The organism is Vibrio sp. 811 (genome assembly GCF_033339195.1).
In genome coordinates this window covers 19,812-44,401 of sequence record NZ_JAWOUB010000015.1, presented here as the reverse complement: position 1 = coordinate 44,401, position 24,590 = coordinate 19,812, and the positions used below count along the sequence as shown (strand labels likewise).

Below are 24,590 nucleotides of genomic sequence, written 5' to 3'. Positions count from 1 at the left end.
GTGGCTATTTCGCCAAATGATCGCGAATAATATTGGCAAGCAGATTGAGAGCATGAACGTATTTGTCATTGAGCTCAAAAGAAGCGTTAAGACGAATACAGTGATCGTATTGTTCTGTCAGGCTGAACATCTTTCCCGGTGCGATGCTGATATTACCTTTTAGTGCTTCTCGATATATCGGCAAAGCATCAATATGCTTGGGGAGCTCTAACCAAATAAAGTACCCGCCGCTTTGGCTTAACACGTTGACTGCTTCAGGTAACAGCTCACTAAGCAGATCCGTCATCTTACTTTTACGTTCAAACAGCTTTTTCCGTAACTGCTTCAAATGCGATTCATAATTGCGGCTTGTTAAATAGTGCACCAATGTCATTTGCACTGGTGCACTCGTCGCTAATGTACTCATTAACTGTAACTTTTGTACCTCTAGCGCCCGCTTTCCTGCCGCAACCCAACCAATACGTAGCCCTGCGATTAATGATTTTGAAAACGAGGAGCACAACATGGTATTGCCCGTGTCATCAAACATTCTTAGTGGGTAAACCGAGTCATTCTCGGCATGCAGTTCGCTGTACACATCATCTTCAATCACTGGTACGTTATATCGCTGTGTCAGCTCAATCAGCTTTTGTTTTTTTTCGTTAGAAAGCGTAAAACCCAGAGGATTCTGGAAGTTCGACATCAGCCAGCACGCTTTCACATCGTGTGTTTGCAGCGCTCGTTCCAATGAGTCTAGGTCAATGCCCGTGACTGGGTCTGTTCTTACTGAGAGCGCTTTCAAACCTAACCGCTCTAAGGATTGCAATGCACCATAAAATGCAGGCGACTCCACAACCACCCAATCTCCCGGTCTTGTGCAGGCTTGCAAACTGAGCGTTAACGCCTCCAGCGCGCCTGCCGTAATGACAATTTCATCGGGTGAAATTTCAATGCCTTTCGCAGCATAACGCTTCGCGATGATGGTGCGTAATTGCTCGTTTCCCGGCGGTAAGTTATCAAAGGTGGTGGAAATCGGCATATTGCGAGCGGCTGCGCTCATCGCCCGATTCACGTGATATCGTGGGTACAAACTTGGGTCTGGATAGGCAAAGCCAAAATTGATCATGGATGGATTTTTACTCGCCTGCAGAACATCAAAGATAAACTCATTGATGTCTACCTGCTCAGTCCACGAAACCGCGGCTGGCGCTTGGGGTTCATTTGAGCTCTTAATATTGGGCGCGACTCGATAACCAGATCGCGGCTGTGACGTTACCCAGCCTTGAGATTCCAGAATTTGATAGGCATGCAACACCGTCATCAAGCTTAAACCCGAGTGTTCAGATTGGCGACGCAGAGAAGGCAGCTTGTCACCCGGATGCCATATCCCCGATTTTATCTGCCTTTTAAGCTGTTCCACTAACTCTTGATACTTCGCCAAACGCAAATCCCCCTCCATAAAGCTGAATTCAATATAATAACACTTCAATATTTAATCTGTTATAGGTTTATAGTCACTGTCTGTACCTACTTCCCCTAATCCACTCCTTTTAAAATAGCCCTTTCATCAAACTTAAAAAGATCAAAGGAAGTTTAATGTTTGGCCTCGACGCATTTATGCTTGCGCGGATACAGTTCGCCTTTACGGTATCCTTTCATATTATTTTCCCCGCTATCACCATAGGTTTGGCCACCTATCTCGCCGTGCTGGAAGGCTTATGGCTAAAAACACGTAATCCCGATTACCAAAAGCTCTATCACTTCTGGTCGAAAATTTTTGCGGTTAACTTTGGGATGGGCGTTGTATCTGGCCTTGTCATGGCCTATCAATTCGGCACCAACTGGAGTGGTTTCTCCGACGTCGCTGGTTCTATCACTGGCCCATTACTGACTTATGAAGTGTTAACGGCATTCTTTCTCGAAGCCGGATTTCTTGGCGTGATGCTGTTTGGTTGGCGTCGCGTCGGCGAAAAGCTGCACTTTTTTGCAACCTCGATGGTGGCGTTAGGCACGATCATTTCGACCTTCTGGATTCTCGCCTCCAACAGTTGGATGCAAACGCCACAAGGCTATGAAATTGTCGACGGACGCGTGGTACCAACCGACTGGTTTGCTATCGTTTTTAATCCTTCATTTCCTTATCGTTTGGCGCACATGAGCGTCGCGGCTTTTGTCAGTTCAGCACTCTTTGTAGGCGCGGCAGCCGCTTGGCATTTATTGAGAGGCAATCAATCGACTGCGGTAAAAACGATGTTTTCAATGTCGCTCGGGATCTTAGTGTTCCTTGCGCCACTCCAAGCCGTGATTGGCGATATGCACGGGTTAAACACCTTGGAATACCAGCCCGCCAAAATCGCCGCCATCGAAGGACATTGGGATAACAGCGATGGCAAACCAACCCCATTGATTTTGTTCGGCATGCCAAACATGGAACAAGAACGCACAGACTATGCCTTAGAAATTCCTGTTCTAGGAAGTTTGATCCTACGCCACAGTTTAACTGAGCCAATCCCGGCGCTGAAAGACTTCCCGAAAGAGGAACGACCGAACTCACCTATCGTATTTTGGTCATTTCGAATCATGGTCGGGCTAGGACTTCTGATGATTTTACAGAGCTTCTACAGCATATGGTTACGAAAAAAGAACACGCTTTATACCTCGCGTTGGTTCCTCAAGTTTTCATTGTTTATGGGGCCATCTGGTCTTATCGCAATACTCGCTGGCTGGTTTACGACAGAGGTTGGTCGGCAACCTTGGGTCGTTTATGGCGTACAAAAAACGCGTGATGCGGTTTCTGCACACGGAGACCTACAAATGAGCATCAGCCTGCTGTGTTTCCTTGTTGTATACAGCTTGGTATTTGGTTTTGGTTATTACTACATGATCCACCAAATCAAGAAAGGCCCCGATGCAATCGAACACGATGAGCACGACATGACGACCGTTTCAGGTCGCATTTAGAATTTGTCACAAAGTGAAGGTAGAAAATATGCATTTTGATTTATCCGTGATTTGGTTCGCGATCATCGTTTTTGCCACTTTGATGTACATCATCATGGATGGCTTCGATTTGGGTATTGGAATACTGATGCCCTTCATCAAGGATGAAAAACAAAAAGACGTCATGGTCAACAGTGTCGCGCCAGTTTGGGACGGCAACGAAACTTGGATTGTGCTTGGAGGCGCATCTCTATTTGGCGCTTTTCCGATGGCTTACGCGGTGATTATTGAAGCGCTAACCATCCCTTTAACGTTGATGTTGATTGCTTTGATCTTTCGTGGCGTCGCGTTTGAGTTTCGCTTTAAAGCATTGGAAAGCCACTTAAAGTTCTGGGATCGCTCTTTTATGGTCGGCTCGATTTTAACCACGTTTTTCCAAGGCATCGTTGTTGGCGCGGTAATTCAAGGCTTTGCGGTGGAAAACCGCGTCTTCGTAGGTAGCCAACTCGACTGGCTCAGCCCTTTTCCCATCTTTTGTGGTTTGGGTTTAGTCGCAACGTACGCGCTGCTTGGTAGCACATGGCTCATCATGAAGACGGAAGGTGAACTGCAAAACACGATGTACCGCTTCACTAACAAAACACTACTGGCAATGATCTCCGCATTAGTCATTGTGAGCGCTTGGACTCCACTTGCTTACCCTGCCATTGCGGAAAGATGGTTTTCTCTGCCTAATTTGTTCTACTTACTGCCCGTACCTGTCATTACTGGGCTGGTATGTTTGAAGATTGCCGACTCCGTTAAAAAGCGTAAAGAGCGCAGCCCTTTCGTGATGGCATTGGTGATCGTGATTCTCGGGTTCGCTGGGCTTGGCATCAGTATCTGGCCAAATATCATTCCTCCTAGCATATCAATATGGGAAGCAGCGGCTCCTGCAAGCAGTCAGCGCTTTATGCTCGTTGGAGCAGTGATCATCATCCCGATCATTCTGGCTTACACCTTTTGGAGTTACTACGTCTTCTCCGGAAAAGTGAAAGAAGACGAAGCGTACCATTAACAAGTTGATAAGGAGTGAGTATGAAAATCAAAAATTGGTGCCGCCAATGGGCTTGGATGGTTGGAATTTGGGTCGTTAGCGTCGCTGCATTAGGGTTAGTGTCTATGTTATTTCGCGTCATGATGACCGCTGCCGGGTTAAAATCTTAGCTCGGCACTTTTAAGTCAATACAAAATGGATGCCTCTAGATCTTGTGTAAGAGCTAGAGGCGTTGAACCTAATACTCAATCTTAATGAAAAAGCCAAGCGTTAAGAATCTACTCAAAACATTCTTTCATAAGTCTACATTGCCTGAAGTCGTTCATGCATGCTTACGAGATCAAAAGGTTCAAGCTTTTTCGCAATGCTCAGTAATGCTTCCTTTTTATCTTGCGGTAAACTTTGAAACTTCGACTCTAAACGTAAATCCACTTTGCTAAAAAGTAGCTTTCTAATTTGACTAGCTTTTGCCTTTGATAATTGCAATCCATCATTATCGGAGGTTTCAATTATCATGATAATTCTTGCTAAATCACTGAATTCATCATCAGAGCATAAATAAAGTGATTGTTTGTATAAATAGCCAACCGAAATTTCAAAATCAATATTAAGCGCTTGAATCTTATCGACAATGTTTTCACTCACATCATTTTGAGAAGAAGAGTTGATACAATCATCAAATCGCCTTTCAAATGTAACAAATCGATTATTGAGCTCGTCCAACATAGTCGTATCTTTTGCGAATGATTCTATAGGTAAAACCAATAAGAACATTGGCAGTAGGTATTTTTTCAGCGACCGACTATTCACAATCAAGTCCTTCTTCTAAAAAACTTTCATGCGGTGTTGGTGCAATTGTTGCTTTCAAATTCAAGTCCATTAAACTCGCCAAATGGCTTTCATTAAACTCTGATAGCTTTTGCAGCTTTAGGCTGGCTTCATTAAACTCTTGGTAGAACTTATCAGGTTGAGGTATCACGACTGTTTTTATGTTTGCCCGTGTTGCCGCAAGCATACCCGAATAAGAGTCTTCAAAGGCAATACAGTTACTTGAATCTACACCTAGTTTATTGATTGTTAAAAGGTAGACATCTGGCTCTGGCTTACCCTGCTCTACATCGTCTGACGATGATATCGCGTCAAAGTAACTGGCAATACCGAGTTTGTTCAAAATGATGGGAATGAGTTGATAAGGTGAATTAGTAGACAACCCTATCTTAAACCCTTTTTCCTTAAGCAATTTGAGTGTTTCTGTAACACCCTCTAATTCGCATCCTTTTTCAATTATTAATGCCTCCACTTTATCCACAACAGCATTCTCTACTTCCTCTAGGCTCTTTTCTTGCCAAGGATTACGTTCATACCAAAACCTTGTTACTTCACCTGTCGTCATAGTTGCAGTCTGCTTTGACAGCACTTCGGTCACTTGGACACCAACTGATGAAAACACCTGCTTTTCCGCTTCCTTCCACAAAGGTTCTGAATCAATCAGCAACCCGTCCATATCAAAGACCGCAGCGTATATCATTGGTACATCCTCAGTAAGTTCTATTCGTTGAGTAAGATTTGTCTATTCAACCAAAGCATAGCTTTGCATATAACGAGTGAGAGTATCACATTTGCCTGTGGCTATCAGAGCCAATTCGATGACTCATCTTTAAGCCTCAACATGACCGATGTGCATGGCTACTTTTAGCGCTTGTTTATTGAGATTAGATGCCTCCCAAGCAACAACAACACGACTAATGAGAGGGATATTATCAATCTCAGCGACTGTCGCGGAATCATCGAGATGTTCAGCCAGTGAGCGCGGAACGAGAGCAATACCTAACCCGGCCTGCGCCATGGCAATCGTCGTACGAAGTTGCGGTGCTGCGAACTGTGGTTCGAGCCTTACTCCTGCGTCGGCAAAAAGTGTGCTCATGCCATCAAACAATGCGGGTCCAGTCTCTCGTGGAAACAGTAAAATTTTATGGCCTCTCAACTGTTTCATCTGGATACAGGGATATTTTGCCAGTTCATGCCCCGCCGGAATCACCGCGACAAACGGGTCGTTAAACAACACCTTGTGCTCAAAAGGCTCACTGGCGTAACAGGGTAGCCGCATGATTGCGAGATCAAGTTGTTTGCTTTTTAACTGAGTGGCAAGCTCTGGCATTGACTGTTCCGCCGTCTGTAAATGAACCCCATTATCTTGAATACGCCCAATCCTCTCCAATACCTTAATGCAGGTTGATGTTGACGTCGCGAACCCAATTTTAACCTGCGTATTTTCACCACGAGCAATCTGACGAGCTTTTGCTTTAGCGCGTTCCACATCAGCAAGAATATTTACCGCATCCGTATAAAAGACTTGCCCTGCATGGGTCAGCTCTACTCCTCTAGACAAGCGCTTAAATAGGTCCACACCAAGCTCATGCTCTAACTTTTTGATTTGTTGACTTAAAGGAGGTTGCGCAATCCCTAGCTGTTCAGCTGCTCGGGTAAAGTGACGAGTCTCGGCGACCGCGACAAAATACTTCAGGTAGCGAAATTCCATATATTTTCCATATCAAAATAAATCTTTTTTATATTGGATTTAGCACCGTGTAGAAGTCAATCTAAATATACTCTTCATTGCATAAATGGTCTTACTCATGCGTGGATTTTATAACCCTCTATGTGCTTGTTCGCTTGAAGTAGCGAAAGAATTTTCTGAATACCATCACGTTACCGGAGATGGTGAGATTTATCAGACTTCGTTAATGAGTGCTTTGATAGCTGGTGTTTACGAAGGCTCAACAACCATAAAAGAACTGCTGAAACATGGGGATTTTGGTTTAGGTACGTTCAATGAATTGGATGGTGAGTTGATTGCTTTTGATAAGGAAGTTTTTCAACTCAAGTCGGATGGCTCCGCAAACCCGGCAGACCTAGCGCAAAAAACGCCCTTTGCTGTCATGACTTTTTTTAAGCCTGATATCGAGCTGCCATTGACATCGCGCATGTCACGTCATGAAGTCCATAGCCTCATAGACGACCTGGTTCCAAGCGATAACCTATTTTGCGCAGTGCGCATTGATGGTGTTTTCGATTCAGTTCGTACTCGTACCGTACCTAAACAAACACGCCCTTATCGACCAATGCTTGAAGTGGTCAAAGAACAACCAACATTCCGCTTCACGCATAAGCAAGGCGTGGTCGCCGGCTTTCGCAGTCCTAAATATACGACTGGCATCAATGTACCCGGCTATCACGAACATTTTATTACCGATGACCGCCAAGGAGGTGGTCATATCCAGGATTACAGCATTTCGTCAGGATTTCTCCAGATTGGCAAAGTCTCACGGCTAGTGATTGATACCCCAGTATCGACAGACTTTCTCAGCGCCAATTTGGCTCCGGAAGATATAAATACCGCCATAGAAAAGGCGGAAAAGTAACAAAGTCAGGCAAATAATAAGGACAACAAATGCAATCCAAACCTTCAAATAAAAATGGAGCTCAGTTGATCGCTCAACAGCTAGAGTCTCTCGGCATTAAGTACATATTCGGTATTCCCGGTGCAAAAATCGATCGACTGTTCGATGCGATTGAAGACACTAACATCCAAATGATTCCTGTACGTCACGAGGCTAACGGCGCATTTATGGCGGGCGTTATGGGAAGACTAACCGGCAAAGCAGGCGTCACGATGGTTACGTCAGGCCCTGGCTGTGGAAATCTAGTTACGGGGGTGGCAACAGCAAACTCCGAAGGCGATCCGCTGATTGCTATCGGTGGTGCGGTGAAACGAACTGACCAGCAAAAACAAACACACCAGAGCATGGATACCGTCAGTATTTTTCGCTCTATAACCAAGTTCAGTGCTGAAGTGCAGCATGTGGACGCCGCAAGCGAGATCATGGCGAACGCATTTCGTATCGCAGAGTCAGGTCGTCCTGGGGCTTGCTTTTTGAGTCTCCCCCAAGATGTTTTATCCGAGCAAACCCAAACGGACATTATTGTCCCCTCGCCTTACACACAGCCTGGTTGCGCAGACATCGCAGCAATCGAAGAAGCGGTCAATCGAATCAGTAAAGCAAAGCGCTGTGTGGTTTTACTTGGCCTTCACGCGAGCCGCAGTCAAAACGCTGCTGCTATCGCCCGATTTCTTCAAAATACGCAGCTACCCGTTGTCGGCACTTACCAGGCCGCCGGCACGGTAGACATCAATTACTATCATCACTTTGCTGGGCGTGTCGGTTTGTTTAATAACCAACCTGGCGATGTTTTACTGCGGGACGCCGATTTAATTCTCACCATCGGCTTTAGCCCAATAGAGTATGACCCTGAGCTTTGGAACAGCCACCGCAACCCAGTGATTCACCTCGATATTGAACCAGCAGAATACCAACTTAATTATCAGCCTTGTGTTGAAATCGTCGGAAACATTGCGCAGTCATTAGACAAGATGGGCAGCTATATCTCTGAATATGCCCGCCTTTCCCCAACGGCACTTTCAGTACTGGAAGAGGTAGCCCTGCAACGGCAAGTGATCAAAACCTATCCCAATGTCTATCACAAGCAAGGATTTCATCCACTGGCACTGATTAAAGCCATGCAATCTATCATCACACCAGATACCACGCTATGTCTTGATATGGGGAGCTTCCACATCTGGATCGCTCGTTACTTAAGTTGTTTTCGAGCTCGCCAAATGCTGGTGTCTAACGGCCAACAAACAATGGGCGTTGCACTACCATGGGCCATTGGTGCCAGCCTACTAAAACCTGGTAGCAAAGTGGTATCGATATCGGGAGACGGCGGTTTTATGCAATCGAGCATGGAGTTAGAAACCGCGGTTAGACTGAACTGCAATATCGTCCATATTGTGTGGGTTGATAACGCCTACAACATGGTAGAAATGCAAGAAATCAACAAATATCAGCGCTGCTCTGGTGTGAAATTTGGACCAATTGATTTCAAGGCGTACGCCGAATCATTTGGCGCGAAAGGCTTCGCAGTGACTAGTCAACACGAATTGCTACCGACATTGAATAAAGCCATGGACGTTGAAGGACCAGCAGTGGTGGCTATCCCCGTAGATTACAGCGACAACGACAAACTGATGTTGCCGCGCACAGAGAAAAATCAAGATCCCGTTTTTGTAAGTTTCGAAGGAGAAATCGCATGAGAGGATTAAAAAATAAAGTCGCACTCGTCACTGGTTCTGCCAATGGTATTGGTTTGGCCATCGCAAAACGTTTGTATGAAGAAGGCGCAAACGTCGCTCTTGCCGATTGGAATGAAGAGCAGTTGGCAAACGCCGTTGAGGGCTTTGATAAACAGCGTGTGTCTGCGCATTCCATTGATGTTTCTGAACCAGAAAAAGTCGCAGCACTGATTTCTGATGTTGTTACCCGTTTCGGTAAACTGGATATTTTAGTAAACAATGCTGGCGTACATGTCCCTGGTTCCGTGATTGAAGGTAGTGTGAAAGACTGGAAGAAGATCTCTGGTGTAAACATTGATGGTGTTGTTTATTGCGCGAAGTTTGCTTTGCCTGAACTCTTAAAAACGAAAGGTTGTATGGTAAATACCGCGTCCGTTTCCGGTTTGGGTGGTGACTGGGGTGCCGCATTCTATTGCGCGAGTAAAGGCGCAGTGGTGAACCTTACCCGAGCGATGGCATTGGACCATGGTGCGGATGGGGTAAGAATTAACGCAGTATGCCCAAGCTTAGTAAAAACCAACATGACGAACGGCTGGCCGCAGGAAATCCGCGATAAATTCAATGAGCGCATTGCGCTTGGCCGAGCAGCCGAACCTGAAGAAATTGCGTCTGTCGTGACTTTCTTGGCAAGTGATGACGCATCTTTCATTAATGGCGTAAACCTACCTGTAGACGGCGGTGCCACCGCATCAGATGGTCAACCTAAAATAGTATAAGCATTAACACTGACTGAGCAGAATTTTTAACTGTAAGGTATCCACGCAAAAAAAAGAGCCGAGTTTGTACTCGGCTCTTGTGTGTCTATTCTTAAGCCTGCGACGTTGCTAAACCTGCCGACGCGCCGCCTAATAACACATGATTAAATTCCATTCGAGATTCTTGGGCTTGCTCAGACAGTTCTTGTTTCTTCTGTTGAGCCAACTCAAGCGCTTCGGTTAGTTGCTGTAGCTCTGTTTGCATATCTTCTGGTAAATGATGGTCCGAAAACCCAGATTCACAGCTGTGTTCTAAGGCAAATGCGCGAATTCTCTTACGCATGCTCATCAGGGCCGCCATTGCTTCGCGCTCTTCTTCAGCCGCCTGTTGAGCTAAGTCTTTAAAGCGCTCAAATTTCGCCAAGGCCATTCCCTCTGTTGACCAAGGGTCAATTTCCGGCAGTTCTTCAATGTTAATGGTTGGCTCTTCGTATTCTGCTTGATGTTTAATATCTAGGCTCGCCGCGCGAACAAAGGACACCATCAACATCACCGAGATAACTAGCAATGGTAAACCTCCCACGATCGCAGCGGTTTGTAATGTCGATAAACCTCCCATGAACATTAGGACGGTTGGCAGAAAAGACAAAGTAAACGCCCAGAACAAACGGTTCCAGCGCATCGGTTCTTCCGTCACATCATTTTGAACCACAGACGCAAGAATGTACGAGATAGAGTCAAACGAAGTCGCCGTAAAAATGATACACAATAGTGTAAAAACACCAATAACGATTGGCCCTAACGGTAATGTGTCTAACATTGCAAAAATAGCCGCTGGTGCGCCTGATTCGTTGAGGATTGCGATGACATCAAGCTCACCCGTCAATTGCAACGATAAACCATAGTTACCTAAAACAATGAAGAATAAGAAACAACCTAAAGAACCGTAAAATATAGAACCTACGACCATCTGTTTGATCGTTCTTCCACGCGAGATACGCGCAACAAACAATCCCATACAAGGAGCAAAGACCAACCACCATGCCCAGTAGAAAATAGTCCAGTCTTGCGGGAAGTGTGTATCTGTAAACTCACCATAACCACCAAACGGCTCCGCCCAGGTAGCCATAACAAAGAAGTTTGACAACATACGACCAATAGAATCTAAGCCCGTTTCTAACATGAACACGGTTGGCCCAACGGTAAGTACAAAGAGTAACAAGCCCATCGCCCCCCAGAAGTTAATGTTACTAAGGAATTTGATCCCCTTCTCAAGCCCTGCATACGCGGAGTAACCAAAAATAGCAGTACAGAGAAGTAATACAGCCACTTGGCTGAAGGTATTGTTTGGAAGACCGAAGATATGATGTAGACCACCGTTGATAAGAGGCGCTGCTAAGCCAAGTGTAGTCGCCGCGCCACCCAACATACCAAAAATAAACAACACATCAATAAACTTGCCAATACCACCATTTGCACGCTTTTCTCCTAATACAGGCATTAACGCACTAGAGATTTTCAAAACAGGTTGTTTGCGTACATAAAAGAAGTAAGCGATAGGCAGAGCAGGAATAAGGTAAATTGACCAAGCAATCGGTCCCCAGTGAAACAGACCATAAGTCGCGGCCCAGCGAATGGCTTCTTCACTGCCTGCTTCCAACTGAAATGGTGGTGATTGATAGTAGTATGCCCACTCGATACACCCCCAATACAGAATACTTGCGCCAATACCTCCACAAAATAGCATTGCAGCCCATGAGGCGTTACCAAATTCTGGTTGCTCGTCGGCTTCACCAAGTTTGATTTGGCCAAGATCGCTGAACACGGTGTAAATCATAAAACACATTGCTGCGATACCCAGTGCGAGGTATAACACACCAAGCTTATCGGTCATGAAAAATTTGGCCGAAGCTATCCAATCCGCACCTTGTGTGGGAAATAAAATTAAGGGTATAACGACGCTGAGTAAAAGAAAGAGTGAGCCTAAGAAGGTAGGCTTATCGATGAGAGAAAATGATTTGTCCATATTATATATCCTTATATTTTCAAAGGACATGATCCACATTTCTCGCAACTTCGCCAATTCACAACACTTATCGTTACCACAAGAATAATTGTCTTTAAAAGATGCATTATGTGACGCTGATTTTGTATTCATTATTTGATGCCATAGCGTTTAAATACGGCAACTTTTCTGCCACACCATCCAGCGCTCCTACCTTTAAAAACCTCAACACTGTTTGCCACCACTGAGGATTCCACAAGCTTAAACGTCGGTTCTAGATAACCCTCCAACTCCCCACTTCGCAAACAAAATGGAGGGAAGCGAGAGTGGTAATCATCATCTATAACGAAACAACCAATTAACAAACCGTCTCTTGTCAGCAATTTATCCACCATAGCAAAGTAATCTGGCCACTGGTCTCTCGGTAGTGCAGCGAGAAAGGATTGATTTTGGCGCAACATGTATGGATGCCGAACTCGCAGCCCCAGCCAATGACAGCGCTTGGCAGACGTTCAACGCCAAAGTGACATTCCCCCAAGCGGGCTACTACGAAGTTGGGGCAAAGGCGACTGATGACCAAGAGGTGGGCCAACCTTTTGCTATCACATGGAACCCGAAAGGTTACCTCAACAACACCTTCCACCGAATCGCGCTGATTGTTAAGGGTTAAACATGAAGGGGGAATAACAGTGAAAGCAACATCCTTAAATAAGCGGGTTTTCCCGCTCTCGTTTACTTTTCTCGCGCTGTTAAGTTACTCAGCCTTAGCAAACAATGACGAGTTGATAGCCGCAGGCGAACAGCAAGCGATGGTGTGTAAAGCTTGTCACCAGTTTGAAGAATGGAGGAAGTGCTTGTGGGGCTGCCTCTTTGGGGCTTAGCAGAGCGTGATATTGCCGGCTTTACAGGCTTCAATTACAGCGAAGCCATCAAACAGCATCAAGGTCAATGGGACGCAGAAAAACTGGATGCTTTTTTTGGCGTCACCACCGGAGTTTGCTCCGGGCACAAACATGGTCTTTCCCGGCGTAAAAGACCCGGGTGCGCGAGCCGCAATCATTGCATGGCTAGCAACCCAAAACCCTACACGCCACCAGATTGGAATACTGCTTCATCTGAAGTGGAGGTCAAATCAGCTGGTGATGGGATATTAGCGCCAGGAGAGAATATGGAACTCGTCGCGGCAGTCTGCTCAGACTGTCATTCGTTACACATGGTCACACAACAATGACTAAGCCGCCAACGATGAGATGAAACCTTAGACTGGATGATTGAAGAGCAAGGGATGGATGAACTGCCGGGTGATAATCGCGAAGCCATTCTGAAATACCTTTCGACCTATTATGGGGGTAACTCCCGCCTTTAAAACTAACGCTTATTGATATTTTACATACGTATTCTTTCTGTGTGAGTATCCCCTCAACAGGAATAGAGTGAAGTAACCTCTGTTATTTCACAGTATGTATCGATGAGGTTTAAAAGATTGAAGGCAGAAGAGTTTTTTGACAACCATTACCTTTCTATTTGGGTTTTTCTTGTTGGCGTGGCAGTCATTACCTTGATTATGATGGGAGGCGGCATGGCAGTAACGTTGCTGGCAATATTGATTGACCAGTCGTCTGAGCACTTAACTACTGATACTTTCTTGGCTCTAAACTTTTCTTTTGCTGGGGTCATGACTCTACTGCTTGTTATCCCAAACATGATGATTGTTAGAGGCAAACCTAAAGCGGCAGAAATCAACTTAATCAATATTTACTTTCAGTTCCTTGTTTACGCTCTTGGCCTATTCCTTCTTGAAGATGAACATAAACTTTTTTTTGTTAGTTTTGTACTTTTTCCTATTATCGCTCTCTGGCTCATGGCATCGACCAAATATCATACATTTGTGACTTACTTTTCAGCGATTAAAAAAGAACCAGACAGTTTCCGCGAATACTTTCTAAAGAAGTCTCAGTGACGACTAACACTTCTGCCACACCATCCATTGCTCTCTGCCTTTAAAAACCTCAACACTGTTTGCCACCACTGAGGATTCCACAAGCTTAAACGCCGGTTCTAGATAACCCTCCAACTCCCCACTTCGCAAACAAAATGGTGGGAAGCGAGAGTGGTAATCATCATCTATAACGAAATAACCAATTAACAAACCGTCTCTTGGCAGCAATTTATCCACCATAGCAAAGTATTCTGACCACATGTCTCTCGGTAGTGCTGCGAGAAAGGCCCGCTCGTAAATGACATCAAACGATTGAGAAAAATCGGCATTAAATACATCACCCAATACGACTTTGTCTTTGTAGTTACCTAACGCTGATTGCGCCATTTTTACCGCTTCTTGGCTGTAATCCATGGCGATCACGTCATGCCCATATTGAATAAAAGTGCTCAGTTCATAAGCGGCACCACACCCAGGAATAAACACTGACTGGCCTACATGAAGTGAATTGTCGAGATAATCCTTGAGTTCTTGAGGTGTCGATTGGGCATCCCAAGGTATAGTGCCTCGGATAAACAAATCATCCCAGAATTGTGTGTTAATCATTGGTGCCTGTTTCATTTACCCGCTCCCTGATTGCGGTAGTAAAAAATAAAGGGATACGCAGCGCAATGTGGTATCCCTTTTCTAGCCTTTTGTCTGACGTTGTTAGTTTTTTATGACAACCACTTTCTACTGCACTTATGCCACCAATGAGTTAACTGCGAAGATCATTGATTAACGGCTGCTCCGCTTGGTTCGGTACAAACTGGACATTGCCTTTCAGTTTAGTGACAGACTGGAGTGTTGCTTGAATGTCCTCTGCTGATACATGCACATCATGACAACAGAAAGTAATGGTATCGTTGAAGCCATCGCGCTCAATTTTCAAGGAGCCTTTAATATCGTGGCGACGACAGACTTCTTGGATCTGATGCGGATAAACAAACAGCCCTTTTACTTTCACCGCGGAGTCTGCTCGTCCCATCCAGCCCTTAATTCGTGCGTTCGTGCGTGAAGAATCAGAACTAATCTCTAGATATGCCGATAAATCTCCCGTTGCGTAGCGAATCAGCGGGAACTTCTCATCGAGCGACGTTACAACGACTTCACCGACTTCTCCCGGTTGTACAGGAACACCATCAGGATCAACGATTTCAACAATAATATCTTCGGCAATCACTAATCCTTGTTCACCAGACACTTGATAAGCAATCAAACCAAGTTCTGCGCTTGCGTAGGCTTGAAAGACTGCAATGCCTTTTTCCTCAAACATCTGTTGCATGTCTGCTGTAACCGCTTCACCAGAGACCAGAGCTTTCTCAAAGCTAGGCTGCTCATCGTATTTCTCTTGGTACTTTTGTAGCAACGTCAGCAAATACGAAGGTGTACCAGTGTAACCATTAGGTTGAAGCTGTTTAATTGCCTCTATTTGCGCTTCGGTATTGCCTACTCCAGCCGGAAATACCGCACAGCCACAAGCCCTTGCGCCACCATCCATAATAAATCCGCCAGGAGAGAAATGGTAAGAGAGCGTGTTATGCACTAAATCACCCGCACAGAACCCAGCAGCGTGAAACGCGCGCCCCATACGCCAGAAATCGGCCTCATCCGTTTGAGCCTCATATAAAGGCCCAGGAGACTGAAAAACACGCGCCATTTGACCAATGGCAACGCTATTTAAGCCACCAAACGGCGGTTTAAGTTGCTGCTGATTAGGTACATTGAACTTACGTGTAATCGGGAACTGAGCAAGCCCTTCACGATTGTTTGCCAATGTAGGATCTAACTCAGAAAAATGCGCTGCGTAATGTTCGCTATTGGCTTTCGAATTTTCAATCAGCGCAGGCAAACGTTGAAACAGCGACTCTTCTCGCGCCTGTAGAGACAACGATTCTTTCGCATCAAATAGTTCGTTCATCCTTGCTCCTTACAACCAACGCTTACGACGTTTGTAAGATTTCAGATTCTTAAAGCTCTTGCGATCTTCATCGCCGCCGCCAAGGTAGAATTCTTTTACGTCTTCATTGTTTAGCAATTCGTGCTTGCTGCCATCTAGTACGATTTTGCCTGATTCCATGATGTAACCGTAATCGGCCGCTTGAAGAGCGAAGTTGGCATTCTGTTCAACCAAAAGCATGGTAATACCTTGCTCTTTGTTGATCTTGTTAATAATGCTGAATACTTCTTTAACTAGCAGTGGAGAAAGCCCCATAGACGGTTCGTCCAACAAAATCATCTTCGGTCGAGCCATTAACGCTCGGCCAATCGCTAACATTTGTTGCTCACCGCCAGACAAATAGCCCGCCAGGCCAGTGCGCTCTTTGAGTCGCGGGAAATAGTCAAACACCATTTCGATGTCTTGTTCAACTTCGTTGTCAGAGCGTGTATAAGCGCCTAAGCGAAGATTTTCTATTACCGTCATATCTTCAACAATTCGGCGCCCTTCCATAACTTGGAAGATGCCCGAACGGACGATCTCTTCCGGGCTTTTGTTGTCTATACGCTCGCCCATGAAGTTGATTTCGCCGCGCGTCACTTCACCATCTTCGGTTTTCAATAAACCAGAAATGGCTTTCAACGTTGTGGATTTACCCGCACCGTTGGCGCCCAGTAAGGTCACAATCTGCCCTTTTGGAACTTCTAAACTCACACCGCGAAGTACTAGTATTACTTCGTCGTAGACGACTTCAATGTTGTTCACTGAAAGCAGTATTTCTGTCGGTTCGATATTCGTTGCTAATTCAGCCATCAAGCTACTCCTTGCTAGGGTGAGAGTGTTCTCTCACCCATCCTTATTTTCAGTAAGCTTTGTTATTAATAAGTCGTAGATTAGTAACCTAGCCAATCGTCACGACGTGACAATGTCACCTGAGATACTTTCTTAATATCAACTGAGCCGCCATCGTTGTTGCCCATAAAGACGTTCACGGTTGTTGTGCCTCGGTGATCTTCCGGTTTCCAGTTCGCAGGGACACAAACACCTTCTAAGCCTTGTGGTACCCAGTTGTCATGGACATACATGCCCTTCTTGATGTTTTCACCTGTGATACCACCGTTGTCTTTCGCCCACTCCATTGCTTCTTTCATATAGAACGCAGAACAAATACCGCGAATGTAATGGTGAGTTCTGAATTCGCCCGGCTCTGATTCAGACTGCTTAGAAATCTCACGAACCAGCTTCATGCCCTCATTATCATCTCCCCAAAACGCCGTCATACCCGGGAAAACGTAATCTTTAAGGCCATCGCCTGCTGCTTCAAGCACTGGCTTGTCGCCGCCCCAAATGTTTGCCATGTACTGGAACTCTGTCCCAACCGTGTTACAAGACTTCACTAGTGAGATAACCGAGCTACCGATATTAGCAATGTAACCATAGTTGGTGCCTGACTCTTTCAGCGACAAACATTGCGCTTTGAAGTCCCCTGGTTTTAGTGACACAACGACTGGGTTTTGCACATCAAAACCAAGCTCTTTAGCGTACTCTGCACACGCTTCTTTTGGCGCATTCGGGAATGGATGGTTATCGCCAATGTGCGTAAATTTCGGCGCACCTTGATTGCCCTTAGATTCCCAATCTTCTTTCGCCCACTTAACTAGCGCACGGCACGCATCTGAGTACGACGCACCATAAAAGAAGTTATAAGGCGCTGGTTTCGCGGTTTTTGGGTTTTTACCGGTTGGGTCAGTTAAGTGACCAGAGTAAGAAGCAGAGAACACCGGCACTTTGTCTTTGGTGACAAACGAAATAAGTGCTTCGGTATCCGCCGTACCCCAACCTTGCAGCGCAACCATGTCTTTACGCGCCACCCAACGTTTATAGTTAGAAATCGCCACTGGTACTTTGTACGCCATGTCTACTGTTTCAAATTCGAGCTCGGTACCGTTAATGCCACCGTTTTGGTTAATCCAACGCAATGCGTCTCGTACGCCAGAACCATAAGGCTTGCTCACATAGGCAGTTGGTCCAGAAAAGTCGACTAATTGCCCGACAAACACAGAATCTTTTGCCCAAGTTGCGGTAGTAAACAGTGCAGATGACAGCACCAACGTTGTCGCTAAATGTCCTTTATTCATAACTCGTTGTCCTTGTTATTGAGGTATATTCCACTTAATTCCACGTTAATATGAGAACGGATAGTGTTTCCAATATGCTCGAATCTGTTGCCAGCGATGCGATAATCCTTGAGGTTCGAAAATGAGGAACAGCATGATGACTAAACCAATCGCCATTTCTTTGAAGTAAGCCAGACCATCAGTGAAAGCGGTGGTATCACCAAACGCTGAAAGCCCCGTTACGCCAAACTCCAAAACTTCAGGCAGCAATACGATAAATATCGTCCCCATCAATGTGCCTTTGACTGAACCCAAGCCACCAATGATGATCATTGCCAAGAACTGGATAGACATCATGATGGTGAAGCCTTCTGCTGATACAAACCCTAGATAATGTCCGTAGAGTGCACCCCCGATGCCCGCATAGAATGCACACACTCCAAATGAGAGCAGACGATACTTGGTTAGGTTGATGCCCATGATCTCTGCTGACAGATAGTGATCTCGTACTGAGACAAACGCGCGACCGTCACGAGAACGGATTAAGTTTGATGCCCACATATACATGAAGATCAGCGCAAACAGAGCGATGTAGAAGAAGCTTTCGTCAGTCGTAAACTCAAAGCCAAACAAATTAATTGGGTTCGCGCTTGCACCGTATGAGCCGCCACTGAACCAATCTGCGCGAGCAAAGAAGTCCTCTAAAATAAACTGCGCCGCCAACGTTGCGATAGCTAGATATAAACCTTTAATTCGAGCCGCTGGCAGACCAAACAGCATCCCCACAATCATGGTTAAGTAACCCGCAAGCGGAATCGCAAACACGACTGGAATGTTAAACTGGTTATTTAACCAAGCCGATGCAAAGGCGCCAAAACCAAAGAACGCACCGTGACCTAGCGAGATTTGTCCGGTAAAACCAACCAGAATGTTTAAGCCCAATGCCGCGATACCGAGGTATGCAATCTGAATAAACAGGTTTAGGAAGTAAATATCCAAGACCAGCGGTGCTGCCAGCATGGCGATGACACCTGCAATCGCAAGGCTTCTGATGGTTTTGGTTTCAAAAATTGGCGTATCGCTTTTATATGTGGTTCGAAAATCCCCACATGGGCGCATGCTAAGTTGAGCCATGTTATTTCTCCTTAAATACGCTCAATATCTTTGGTACCAAACAGGCCATATGGCTTGAAGGCAAGAATGATTAACAGCACATAGAATGGTGCGATGTTGTATAAGTTACCCACTTGCAGGTATTGGCTATCAAAAAACTCAGCCAAGTTTTCTAGCACCCCGATGGTAATACCACCGACAATTGCGCCGACTACCGAATCTAAGCCACCTAAAATAACGGCTGGGAAAACTTTGATACCAATAATGGATAGCGCGTCAGATACGCCGTTAACGATACCGATAACAATCCCTGCGGTTGCAGATACCATTGCCGAAATGGCCCAACTGATGGCGAACACTTTCTTGATGGAAATGCCAAGACTCTGGGCTACTTGCTGGTTAAATGCCGTTGCGCGCATTGCCAGACCCATTTTGCTGAATTTGAAGAACCAGTAGAACGCACCCATGATGAGCATTGAGAAGATCAAGCTCAGAATGTAAGCAAACTCAACATTCAAACCTCCGATATTAACCACGTTGGTTTCGAACACTTGCGGGTACGAAACAGCAGAGACACCGAATATCCACTTCATCAGCGCTTGGAAGAACATCGATAGACCGATGGTCACCATGATCACAGAGATAATCGGTTCACCAATCAACGGTCTGAGCACAATGGTTTGCACGGCGATACCAAAAATCATCATGAACGCGAGCGTGAGTAAAAAGCCAATAAAAAACGGTAACTGTAGGTGCACCAATGCCGCCCAACATACCCATGCGCCAATCAACAAGAACTCACCCTGAGCAAAGTTGACCACCTGGGTCGATTTGTAAATCAATACAAAGCACATGGCGACAACGCCATACAACATGCCAACGATCACGCCATTAATGACGAGTTGCAGTAATAAATCCGTATTCACTATGCGATCCTCCGTTGTTCGCTATCCACTAGTGTTGGCTCATGCTCAATAAGCGTTTCAATAACTAGCGACGTTTGAATGCGTGTTTTAGTGCCATCTTGATAAGTGATCACTGTATCGACATCGACTTTTGGATCGTCGCTGTAGATGGTTTCGATGATGTCTCCGTATTTCTCTGCAACCACACCACGACGCACTTTACGCGTACGAGTTAACTCGCCATCGTCGGCATCCAACTCTTTGTAAAGTAGAATGAATTTGCTGATTTTCTGTGCATCCGGTAGGGATTCGTTCACTTTTTGAACTTCTTCACGAATCGCTTGGTACACTTCTGGTTGAGCAGATAAGTTGGTGTAGTTGGTAAATGCCAAGCCGCGTTGCTCTGCCCACTTCGCGACGATCGCATAGCGAATACAGATGATGGCAGACAGCCAAGGTCGACCTTTACCTACCACCACGGCTTCTGCAATAAACGGCGAGAACTTGAGTTTGTTTTCGATAAACTGTGGCGAATAACGGTCGCCATGGCTGGTTTCCGACATATCTTTCAGACGATCAATCACCACCAAGTGACCGGAATCTTTAAAATAGCCCGCATCGCCTGTGTGCATCCAACCATCTTGAACATCTTCATCATATGCTGCTTGGTTGTTTAAGTAGCCAGTAAACATGCCTGTACTTTTCGCGATGATTTCACCAACGCCATTGCTGTCCGGGTTGATGACTTTCACTTCTGCATTATCAAACGCAACACCAACGGAATCGTAATCCACATCATCCGCTTGGTGCACGGTGTATGCGCCACACATTTCGGTCTGACCATAAAGCTGCTTAAGTGGCACACCAATAGCTTGTAGGTAACGGAAAGTATCCGGTCCCATCGCCGCACCGCCGGTTGCCGCAGATGTCAGGTTCGAAAAGCCTAAACGGTCACGCAGAGCACGCAGAAGAATCCATTCAGCCAACTTAGAGCGTTTACCCTGCTCCAGCGCTTTGTTGGCTAAGCTCATGCCCAGTTTGTACATCTTTTGCTTAAACGGTGTCGAATCCATCATTCGTGCAGACACGTCTGCCACAATGTTTTCCCACACACGTGGCGCTAACAGCACAAAGTTTGGACCGATTTCACGCAAGTCGGACATCATGGTTTCTTGTTCTTCCACAAAGTTAACGATTTGACGAGAAATCAACGCCTGACCAACCACGTAAACCTGCTCCATGATCCAAGGCAAAGGCAGAACAGAAACGTAGTTGTCGCCTGGGGAACGAGGGTCTGCACGCAAGTAAGCCGCACAGTGATCCAAGAACGTGCCACTGTGTAGCAGAGCCAATTTTGGTTTAGAAGTCGTACCCGACGTTGTACAAAGAATTGAAAGATCGCTGCCTTTGGTTTCAACAACCATATTGAGATATTTGTCTGGGTCCGCTTTATCAATCAGCTGACCTTTTTTGTAGACCTGTTCAACATCAATCAATCTTGGATCATCGTATTTACGCATTCCACGAGGATCGCAGTAAATAATGTATTCAACGCTAGGAATTTCATCACCAAGCTCAAGCAGCTTGTCGCATTGCTCTTCATCTTCGGCAATCACGACTTTTGCTTTGGCATAGTTGATAAGGTACGCCACCTCTTCGTGCATAGAATCTTGATAGATGCCCAGCGAGAAACCTTTGATCGCATGTGCCGCTAACTCGCCCCATACCCATTCAGGACGGTTATCACCTAGCAAACCAACGACATCTTGTTCGCCAATACCTAAATCTTGTAGTGCCAGTGCCATCCACTTGACGCGGTTTTCATAATCCTTCCAAGTGAACTCTCGCCATATACCAAACTCCTTTTCACGCATTGCGACTTGTTCGGGCCAGTTCTTGGCATTGTGTTGCAACACTTTTGGAAAGGTATCTAAGCGGGTTATATCTGCCCAATCATTATGTTGCTGTGCCATTATGCACTCTCCTCTAATGTCGGTAGCTCTTCGCCTAAGTACGCTTGTTTCACATGTGGGTTGGCCATCACTTCTTCAGGCTCACCCGTAGCAATGTGTTTCCCGAAATCCAAAACCAAAACGCGATTAGAGATGTCCATGACCACGCCCATGTCGTGCTCAATCATGATGATCGTGATATCTAATTCTTCATTCAGATCCATGATGTAACGTGCCATGTCTTCCTTTTCTTCCAAGTTCATTCCTGCCATTGGTTCATCAAGCAGCAATAACTTAGGTTTTAAGGCAATGGCACGAGCAAGCTCTACACGCTTACGTAAGCCGTAAGATAGCGTGCCTGCAGTCGCTTTTCGGATGTGCTGGATTTCTAGAAAATCGATCACGTCTTCCACATATTTGCGGTGCGCCATCTCTTCTTTCTGCGCATTAGAGAACCAATAGAGTGGCCCCGTGACGAAGTTGTTTTTTAGTAGGTGGTGTCGGCCAACCATGATGTTGTCCAGTACCGACATGTGAGAAAAGAGCGCTAAGTTTTGGAAGGTTCTTCCCAACCCTAACTCAGCTCGTTGGCTAGGTGTCCGTTTAGTTACATCATCTCCAGCGAAGATTACAGAGCCTTTGTTTGGTGTGTATCGACCAGAGATGCAATTGAGCATTGAGGTTTTACCTGCACCGTTTGGACCAATGATTGAAAAAATTTCCTTTTCATTCACATGGAAGCTCACGTCAGTTAAAGCTTTCACCCCACCAAAAGCCAATGAAATATCGTTTACCTGCAACAGAGGCGATTCCGATACCATAGTTGATCTCCCTTTCGTTATTTTAAGTGCGTTCCATTGAGCACTATTTGATCAAACCTAACTTTGATACTGGTAACCGCTTTTACACCTATGCATCAACTTTGTATTCAGTTTACGTAAACGTCAATTTAAAATCAGAATAGTGCCTGAAAGATTAAGTTGCAATCGAGTTCATCGAGAAAGATTTGAACTAACGCAAACTTTAAGTAAATAAATTGTTAATAAAAATTATTCTCAAACGCTTACATATTTGGATAGTTCGGACCACCACCACCTTCTGGCGGAGTCCAGGTAATATTTTGACTTGGATCTTTGATGTCGCAGGTCTTACAGTGGATACAGTTGGCCGCATTTATTTGCAGCTCTGGCTGCTGCTCCCCCTGTACGATTTCATACACGCCAGCCGGACAATAGCGCTGTGCTGGCTCTGCATATAATTCAAGGTTCTGCTCAATAGGGATCCGCTGGTTCTCCAGTCGTAAGTGGCATGGTTGATCTTCCTCATGGAAGATATTGGATAGATAAACGGAAGAGAGGCGATCGAAACTTAACACGCCATCAGGCTTCGGATAGACAATTTCATTGCTGTTTTCCGCCAATAACAGAGACTGATGATCAGGCTTATCACAGCGGATATGCCACTTAGCTTTACCTTTTAACACGTTATGTTCCAGCAGCGCTAAACCACCGCCCAGCCACGATCCAAAGCGGTGGATTCCACTTGAGAAGTTACGTGCTTGATAAAGCTCTTCATACAGCCAAGACTGTTTGAAGTGTTTTTGATAGTCAGCGGTAATCACCTGATTATCAAGGGCTTCAACGACAGCTTCGGCGGCAAGCATGCCAGATTTCATTGCGGTGTGCGTGCCTTTGATTTTGGCTCCATTTAGTGTTCCAGCATCGCATCCAATTAATAAACCACCAGCAAATTGCTGAGTGGGAAGCGAATGAAAGCCACCCTTAGTGATCGCCCTTGCACCATAACTAATTCGTTTACCATTTTTGAGGTATTGCTCAATCATCGGGTGATGTTTAAAACGCTGAAATTCATCGAATGGACTCAAGTACGGATTCTTATAGTTCAAGTCAACAATCAACCCGACGGCAACTTGGTTTCCCTCTAAATGGTAGAGGTAGCTGCCACCTGTGGCTTCGTTTGATAACGGCCAGCCTAATCCGTGCACTACTAAACCTTGCTGATGCTGCTCTGATGGGATTTCCCACAGCTCTTTAAAACCGATAGCGTAATGTTGAGGAGTTTTCTCTTCAGCAAGATTAAATCGGTTAATCAACTGCTTACCAATATGCCCCCGTGCGCCTTCAGCAAATAAAGTAAACTTCGCTCGCAGTTCAATACCAGGTTCGAAATTTCCTTTTTGTTCACCATTTTTATCTAATCCCATATCGCCCGTGATCACGCCACAAACACGACTATCTTCATCGATGATCGCTTGACTGGCGGTAAAACCTGGGTAGACCTCCACCCCCAAGTTCTCAGCCTGCAACGCCATCCATCGGCATAGACTGCCCAAACTTATGATGTAATTACCTTTGTTATGTAACGTATTAGGCATCGCCCAAGAAGGCAGTTCATGACCATTGATTTCATTGCCTAGATAGTAGGTTTTATCTTGGTTTACTTTGGTATTGAGCGGAGCGCCTTTCTCTTCCCAGTCGGGAAAAAGCTCATCCAAACTTCGCGTTTCAAACACCGCGCCCGATAAAATATGCGCTCCAACTTCAGAGCCTTTTTCTACCACGCAAACAGAGAGGTCTTGTTCTTTTTCTGCTGCTAATTGTTTGATTCGGCATGCCGCAGACAAACCTGCGGGACCAGCGCCTACAATCAGAACATCAAATTCCATGCAGTCTCTTTCCATGATTGCATTCCTTTTTCTTTGCATGTTGCCAACTTG

22 protein-coding genes and 2 pseudogenes are annotated in these 24,590 nt (G+C 45.5%); 9 read left to right on the top strand and 15 right to left on the bottom strand.

Translation table 11 applies throughout. The features are described 5' to 3' along the window. Positions 1–4 precede the first annotated feature (4 nt). Positions 5–1,438 (bottom strand): PLP-dependent aminotransferase family protein, encoded by a 1,434-nt coding sequence (locus R7Q46_RS18860; protein WP_005382689.1) that lies wholly within the window; start codon positions 1,436–1,438, stop codon positions 5–7. A gap of 137 nt (positions 1,439–1,575) precedes the next feature. Between R7Q46_RS18860 and R7Q46_RS18855 the strand changes: the two genes are divergently transcribed. The 3 genes from R7Q46_RS18855 to R7Q46_RS18845 are packed head-to-tail and all read left to right on the top strand — an operon-like array spanning position 1,576 to position 4,125. Further along, a complete protein-coding gene (locus R7Q46_RS18855; RefSeq protein WP_318077700.1) occupies positions 1,576–2,940 on the top strand; it encodes a cytochrome ubiquinol oxidase subunit I in 1,365 nt (454 codons plus the stop codon). A 28-nt stretch (positions 2,941–2,968) separates the two neighbouring features. Next, complete coding sequence (cydB, locus tag R7Q46_RS18850; RefSeq protein ID WP_017820345.1) at positions 2,969–3,976, top strand: cytochrome d ubiquinol oxidase subunit II; 1,008 nt, start codon at positions 2,969–2,971, stop codon at positions 3,974–3,976. A 20-nt stretch (positions 3,977–3,996) separates the two neighbouring features. Next, on the top strand, positions 3,997–4,125 hold the full coding sequence (locus R7Q46_RS18845; RefSeq protein WP_005373267.1) for a DUF2474 domain-containing protein: 129 nt from the start codon (positions 3,997–3,999) through the stop codon (positions 4,123–4,125). Positions 4,126–4,258: 133 nt separating this feature from the next. Here the strand turns inward: R7Q46_RS18845 and R7Q46_RS18840 are convergent, their stop codons facing one another. From R7Q46_RS18840 to R7Q46_RS18830, 3 genes are all read right to left on the bottom strand, one after another. Continuing rightward, positions 4,259–4,681, bottom strand: a complete 423-nt coding sequence (locus tag R7Q46_RS18840; protein ID WP_262645440.1) for a hypothetical protein — start codon at positions 4,679–4,681, stop codon at positions 4,259–4,261. A gap of 76 nt (positions 4,682–4,757) precedes the next feature. Then, positions 4,758–5,483, bottom strand: coding sequence for a hexitol phosphatase HxpB (gene hxpB / locus R7Q46_RS18835; RefSeq protein WP_053304716.1), 726 nt, complete (start codon positions 5,481–5,483; stop codon positions 4,758–4,760). Between the two features lie 129 nt (positions 5,484–5,612). Beyond that, entirely contained in the window at positions 5,613–6,494 is an 882-nt protein-coding gene (locus tag R7Q46_RS18830) for a LysR family transcriptional regulator (protein WP_151515670.1), read from the bottom strand. A 97-nt stretch (positions 6,495–6,591) separates the two neighbouring features. Here R7Q46_RS18830 and budA point away from each other — a divergent pair, with 97 nt between their 5' ends. Genes budA through R7Q46_RS18815 form a run of 3 tightly spaced genes read left to right on the top strand, consistent with a single transcriptional unit; the run spans position 6,592 to position 9,865 of the window. Further along, positions 6,592–7,377: an acetolactate decarboxylase gene (gene budA, locus R7Q46_RS18825; RefSeq protein ID WP_242013373.1), complete on the top strand. Its 786-nt coding sequence runs from the start codon at positions 6,592–6,594 to the stop codon at positions 7,375–7,377. A 29-nt stretch (positions 7,378–7,406) separates the two neighbouring features. Continuing rightward, positions 7,407–9,110, top strand: coding sequence for an acetolactate synthase AlsS (alsS, locus tag R7Q46_RS18820; protein ID WP_137282722.1), 1,704 nt, complete (start codon positions 7,407–7,409; stop codon positions 9,108–9,110). After that, positions 9,107–9,865, top strand: a complete 759-nt coding sequence (locus R7Q46_RS18815; RefSeq protein ID WP_151515672.1) for an SDR family NAD(P)-dependent oxidoreductase — start codon at positions 9,107–9,109, stop codon at positions 9,863–9,865. The genes alsS and R7Q46_RS18815 overlap by 4 nt, the downstream gene beginning before the upstream one ends. A gap of 91 nt (positions 9,866–9,956) precedes the next feature. Here R7Q46_RS18815 and R7Q46_RS18810 read toward each other — a convergent pair whose 3' ends face one another. Together R7Q46_RS18810 and R7Q46_RS18805 are read right to left on the bottom strand one after the other, a co-directional pair. Then, positions 9,957–11,870 (bottom strand): BCCT family transporter, encoded by a 1,914-nt coding sequence (locus R7Q46_RS18810; protein WP_151515673.1) that lies wholly within the window; start codon positions 11,868–11,870, stop codon positions 9,957–9,959. Positions 11,871–12,001: 131 nt separating this feature from the next. Continuing rightward, positions 12,002–12,310: a TPMT family class I SAM-dependent methyltransferase gene (locus tag R7Q46_RS18805; protein WP_226083206.1), complete on the bottom strand. Its 309-nt coding sequence runs from the start codon at positions 12,308–12,310 to the stop codon at positions 12,002–12,004. Here R7Q46_RS18805 and R7Q46_RS18800 point away from each other — a divergent pair. The 3 genes and pseudogenes from R7Q46_RS18800 to R7Q46_RS18790 all read left to right on the top strand — a co-directional run. Further along, positions 12,295–12,519 (top strand): annotated as a pseudogene (locus R7Q46_RS18800) (molybdopterin containing oxidoreductase); the annotation flags it as partial. The gene R7Q46_RS18805 and the pseudogene R7Q46_RS18800 overlap by 16 nt on opposite strands. A gap of 76 nt (positions 12,520–12,595) precedes the next feature. Continuing rightward, a pseudogene (locus R7Q46_RS18795) lies at positions 12,596–13,215 on the top strand (c-type cytochrome). A gap of 117 nt (positions 13,216–13,332) precedes the next feature. Next, positions 13,333–13,809 carry a hypothetical protein gene (locus R7Q46_RS18790; RefSeq protein WP_151515674.1) on the top strand — a complete coding sequence of 159 codons (477 nt, stop codon included), beginning with the start codon at positions 13,333–13,335 and terminating at the stop codon, positions 13,807–13,809. Between the two features lie 3 nt (positions 13,810–13,812). On the opposite strand, the gene R7Q46_RS18785 is transcribed toward R7Q46_RS18790, so the two are convergent. The 9 genes from R7Q46_RS18785 to R7Q46_RS18745 all read right to left on the bottom strand — a co-directional run bounded on the left by R7Q46_RS18785 (position 13,813) and on the right by R7Q46_RS18745 (position 24,554). Beyond that, a complete protein-coding gene (locus R7Q46_RS18785; protein ID WP_151515675.1) occupies positions 13,813–14,409 on the bottom strand; it encodes a methyltransferase domain-containing protein in 597 nt (198 codons plus the stop codon). A 136-nt stretch (positions 14,410–14,545) separates the two neighbouring features. Beyond that, positions 14,546–15,748 (bottom strand): phenylacetate--CoA ligase family protein, encoded by a 1,203-nt coding sequence (locus R7Q46_RS18780; RefSeq protein WP_151515676.1) that lies wholly within the window; start codon positions 15,746–15,748, stop codon positions 14,546–14,548. Positions 15,749–15,757: 9 nt separating this feature from the next. Continuing rightward, positions 15,758–16,579, bottom strand: a complete 822-nt coding sequence (locus R7Q46_RS18775) for an ABC transporter ATP-binding protein (RefSeq protein ID WP_318077698.1) — start codon at positions 16,577–16,579, stop codon at positions 15,758–15,760. Between the two features lie 80 nt (positions 16,580–16,659). Continuing rightward, positions 16,660–17,904 carry an ABC transporter substrate-binding protein gene (locus R7Q46_RS18770; RefSeq protein WP_132937151.1) on the bottom strand — a complete coding sequence of 415 codons (1,245 nt, stop codon included), beginning with the start codon at positions 17,902–17,904 and terminating at the stop codon, positions 16,660–16,662. A 45-nt stretch (positions 17,905–17,949) separates the two neighbouring features. Further along, positions 17,950–19,017, bottom strand: coding sequence for a branched-chain amino acid ABC transporter permease (locus R7Q46_RS18765; protein WP_005382737.1), 1,068 nt, complete (start codon positions 19,015–19,017; stop codon positions 17,950–17,952). 11 nt (positions 19,018–19,028) lie between these two features. After that, positions 19,029–19,922 (bottom strand): branched-chain amino acid ABC transporter permease, encoded by an 894-nt coding sequence (locus R7Q46_RS18760; RefSeq protein WP_005373295.1) that lies wholly within the window; start codon positions 19,920–19,922, stop codon positions 19,029–19,031. Further along, positions 19,922–21,874, bottom strand: a complete 1,953-nt coding sequence (locus tag R7Q46_RS18755) for a long-chain fatty acid--CoA ligase (protein WP_151515677.1) — start codon at positions 21,872–21,874, stop codon at positions 19,922–19,924. Before R7Q46_RS18755 ends, R7Q46_RS18760 begins: the two co-directional genes overlap by 1 nt. After that, positions 21,874–22,674 carry an ABC transporter ATP-binding protein gene (locus tag R7Q46_RS18750; RefSeq protein WP_005373297.1) on the bottom strand — a complete coding sequence of 267 codons (801 nt, stop codon included), beginning with the start codon at positions 22,672–22,674 and terminating at the stop codon, positions 21,874–21,876. The genes R7Q46_RS18755 and R7Q46_RS18750 overlap by 1 nt, the downstream gene beginning before the upstream one ends. A 242-nt stretch (positions 22,675–22,916) precedes the next feature. Next, positions 22,917–24,554: an electron transfer flavoprotein-ubiquinone oxidoreductase gene (locus R7Q46_RS18745; protein ID WP_151515678.1), complete on the bottom strand. Its 1,638-nt coding sequence runs from the start codon at positions 24,552–24,554 to the stop codon at positions 22,917–22,919. Between the last annotated feature and the right edge of the window lie 36 nt (positions 24,555–24,590).

Excerpts from the sequence above, each read along its gene's own strand:
- R7Q46_RS18860 (WP_005382689.1), bottom strand. The coding sequence starts at position 1,438 with ATGGAGGGGGATTTGCGTTTGGCGAAGTATCAAGAGTTAGTGGAACAG.
- R7Q46_RS18855 (WP_318077700.1), top strand. The coding sequence starts at position 1,576 with ATGTTTGGCCTCGACGCATTTATGCTTGCGCGGATACAGTTCGCCTTT.
- cydB (WP_017820345.1), top strand. The coding sequence starts at position 2,969 with ATGCATTTTGATTTATCCGTGATTTGGTTCGCGATCATCGTTTTTGCC.
- R7Q46_RS18845 (WP_005373267.1), top strand. The coding sequence starts at position 3,997 with ATGAAAATCAAAAATTGGTGCCGCCAATGGGCTTGGATGGTTGGAATT.
- R7Q46_RS18840 (WP_262645440.1), bottom strand. The coding sequence starts at position 4,681 with ATGTTGGACGAGCTCAATAATCGATTTGTTACATTTGAAAGGCGATTT.
- hxpB (WP_053304716.1), bottom strand. The coding sequence starts at position 5,483 with ATGATATACGCTGCGGTCTTTGATATGGACGGGTTGCTGATTGATTCA.
- R7Q46_RS18830 (WP_151515670.1), bottom strand. The coding sequence starts at position 6,494 with ATGGAATTTCGCTACCTGAAGTATTTTGTCGCGGTCGCCGAGACTCGT.
- budA (WP_242013373.1), top strand. The coding sequence starts at position 6,592 with ATGCGTGGATTTTATAACCCTCTATGTGCTTGTTCGCTTGAAGTAGCG.
- alsS (WP_137282722.1), top strand. The coding sequence starts at position 7,407 with ATGCAATCCAAACCTTCAAATAAAAATGGAGCTCAGTTGATCGCTCAA.
- R7Q46_RS18815 (WP_151515672.1), top strand. The coding sequence starts at position 9,107 with ATGAGAGGATTAAAAAATAAAGTCGCACTCGTCACTGGTTCTGCCAAT.
- R7Q46_RS18810 (WP_151515673.1), bottom strand. The coding sequence starts at position 11,870 with ATGGACAAATCATTTTCTCTCATCGATAAGCCTACCTTCTTAGGCTCA.
- R7Q46_RS18805 (WP_226083206.1), bottom strand. The coding sequence starts at position 12,310 with ATGTTGCGCCAAAATCAATCCTTTCTCGCTGCACTACCGAGAGACCAG.
- R7Q46_RS18785 (WP_151515675.1), bottom strand. The coding sequence starts at position 14,409 with ATGAAACAGGCACCAATGATTAACACACAATTCTGGGATGATTTGTTT.
- R7Q46_RS18780 (WP_151515676.1), bottom strand. The coding sequence starts at position 15,748 with ATGAACGAACTATTTGATGCGAAAGAATCGTTGTCTCTACAGGCGCGA.
- R7Q46_RS18775 (WP_318077698.1), bottom strand. The coding sequence starts at position 16,579 with ATGGCTGAATTAGCAACGAATATCGAACCGACAGAAATACTGCTTTCA.
- R7Q46_RS18770 (WP_132937151.1), bottom strand. The coding sequence starts at position 17,904 with ATGAATAAAGGACATTTAGCGACAACGTTGGTGCTGTCATCTGCACTG.
- R7Q46_RS18765 (WP_005382737.1), bottom strand. The coding sequence starts at position 19,017 with ATGGCTCAACTTAGCATGCGCCCATGTGGGGATTTTCGAACCACATAT.
- R7Q46_RS18755 (WP_151515677.1), bottom strand. The coding sequence starts at position 21,874 with ATGGCACAGCAACATAATGATTGGGCAGATATAACCCGCTTAGATACC.
- R7Q46_RS18750 (WP_005373297.1), bottom strand. The coding sequence starts at position 22,674 with ATGGTATCGGAATCGCCTCTGTTGCAGGTAAACGATATTTCATTGGCT.
- R7Q46_RS18745 (WP_151515678.1), bottom strand. The coding sequence starts at position 24,554 with ATGGAAAGAGACTGCATGGAATTTGATGTTCTGATTGTAGGCGCTGGT.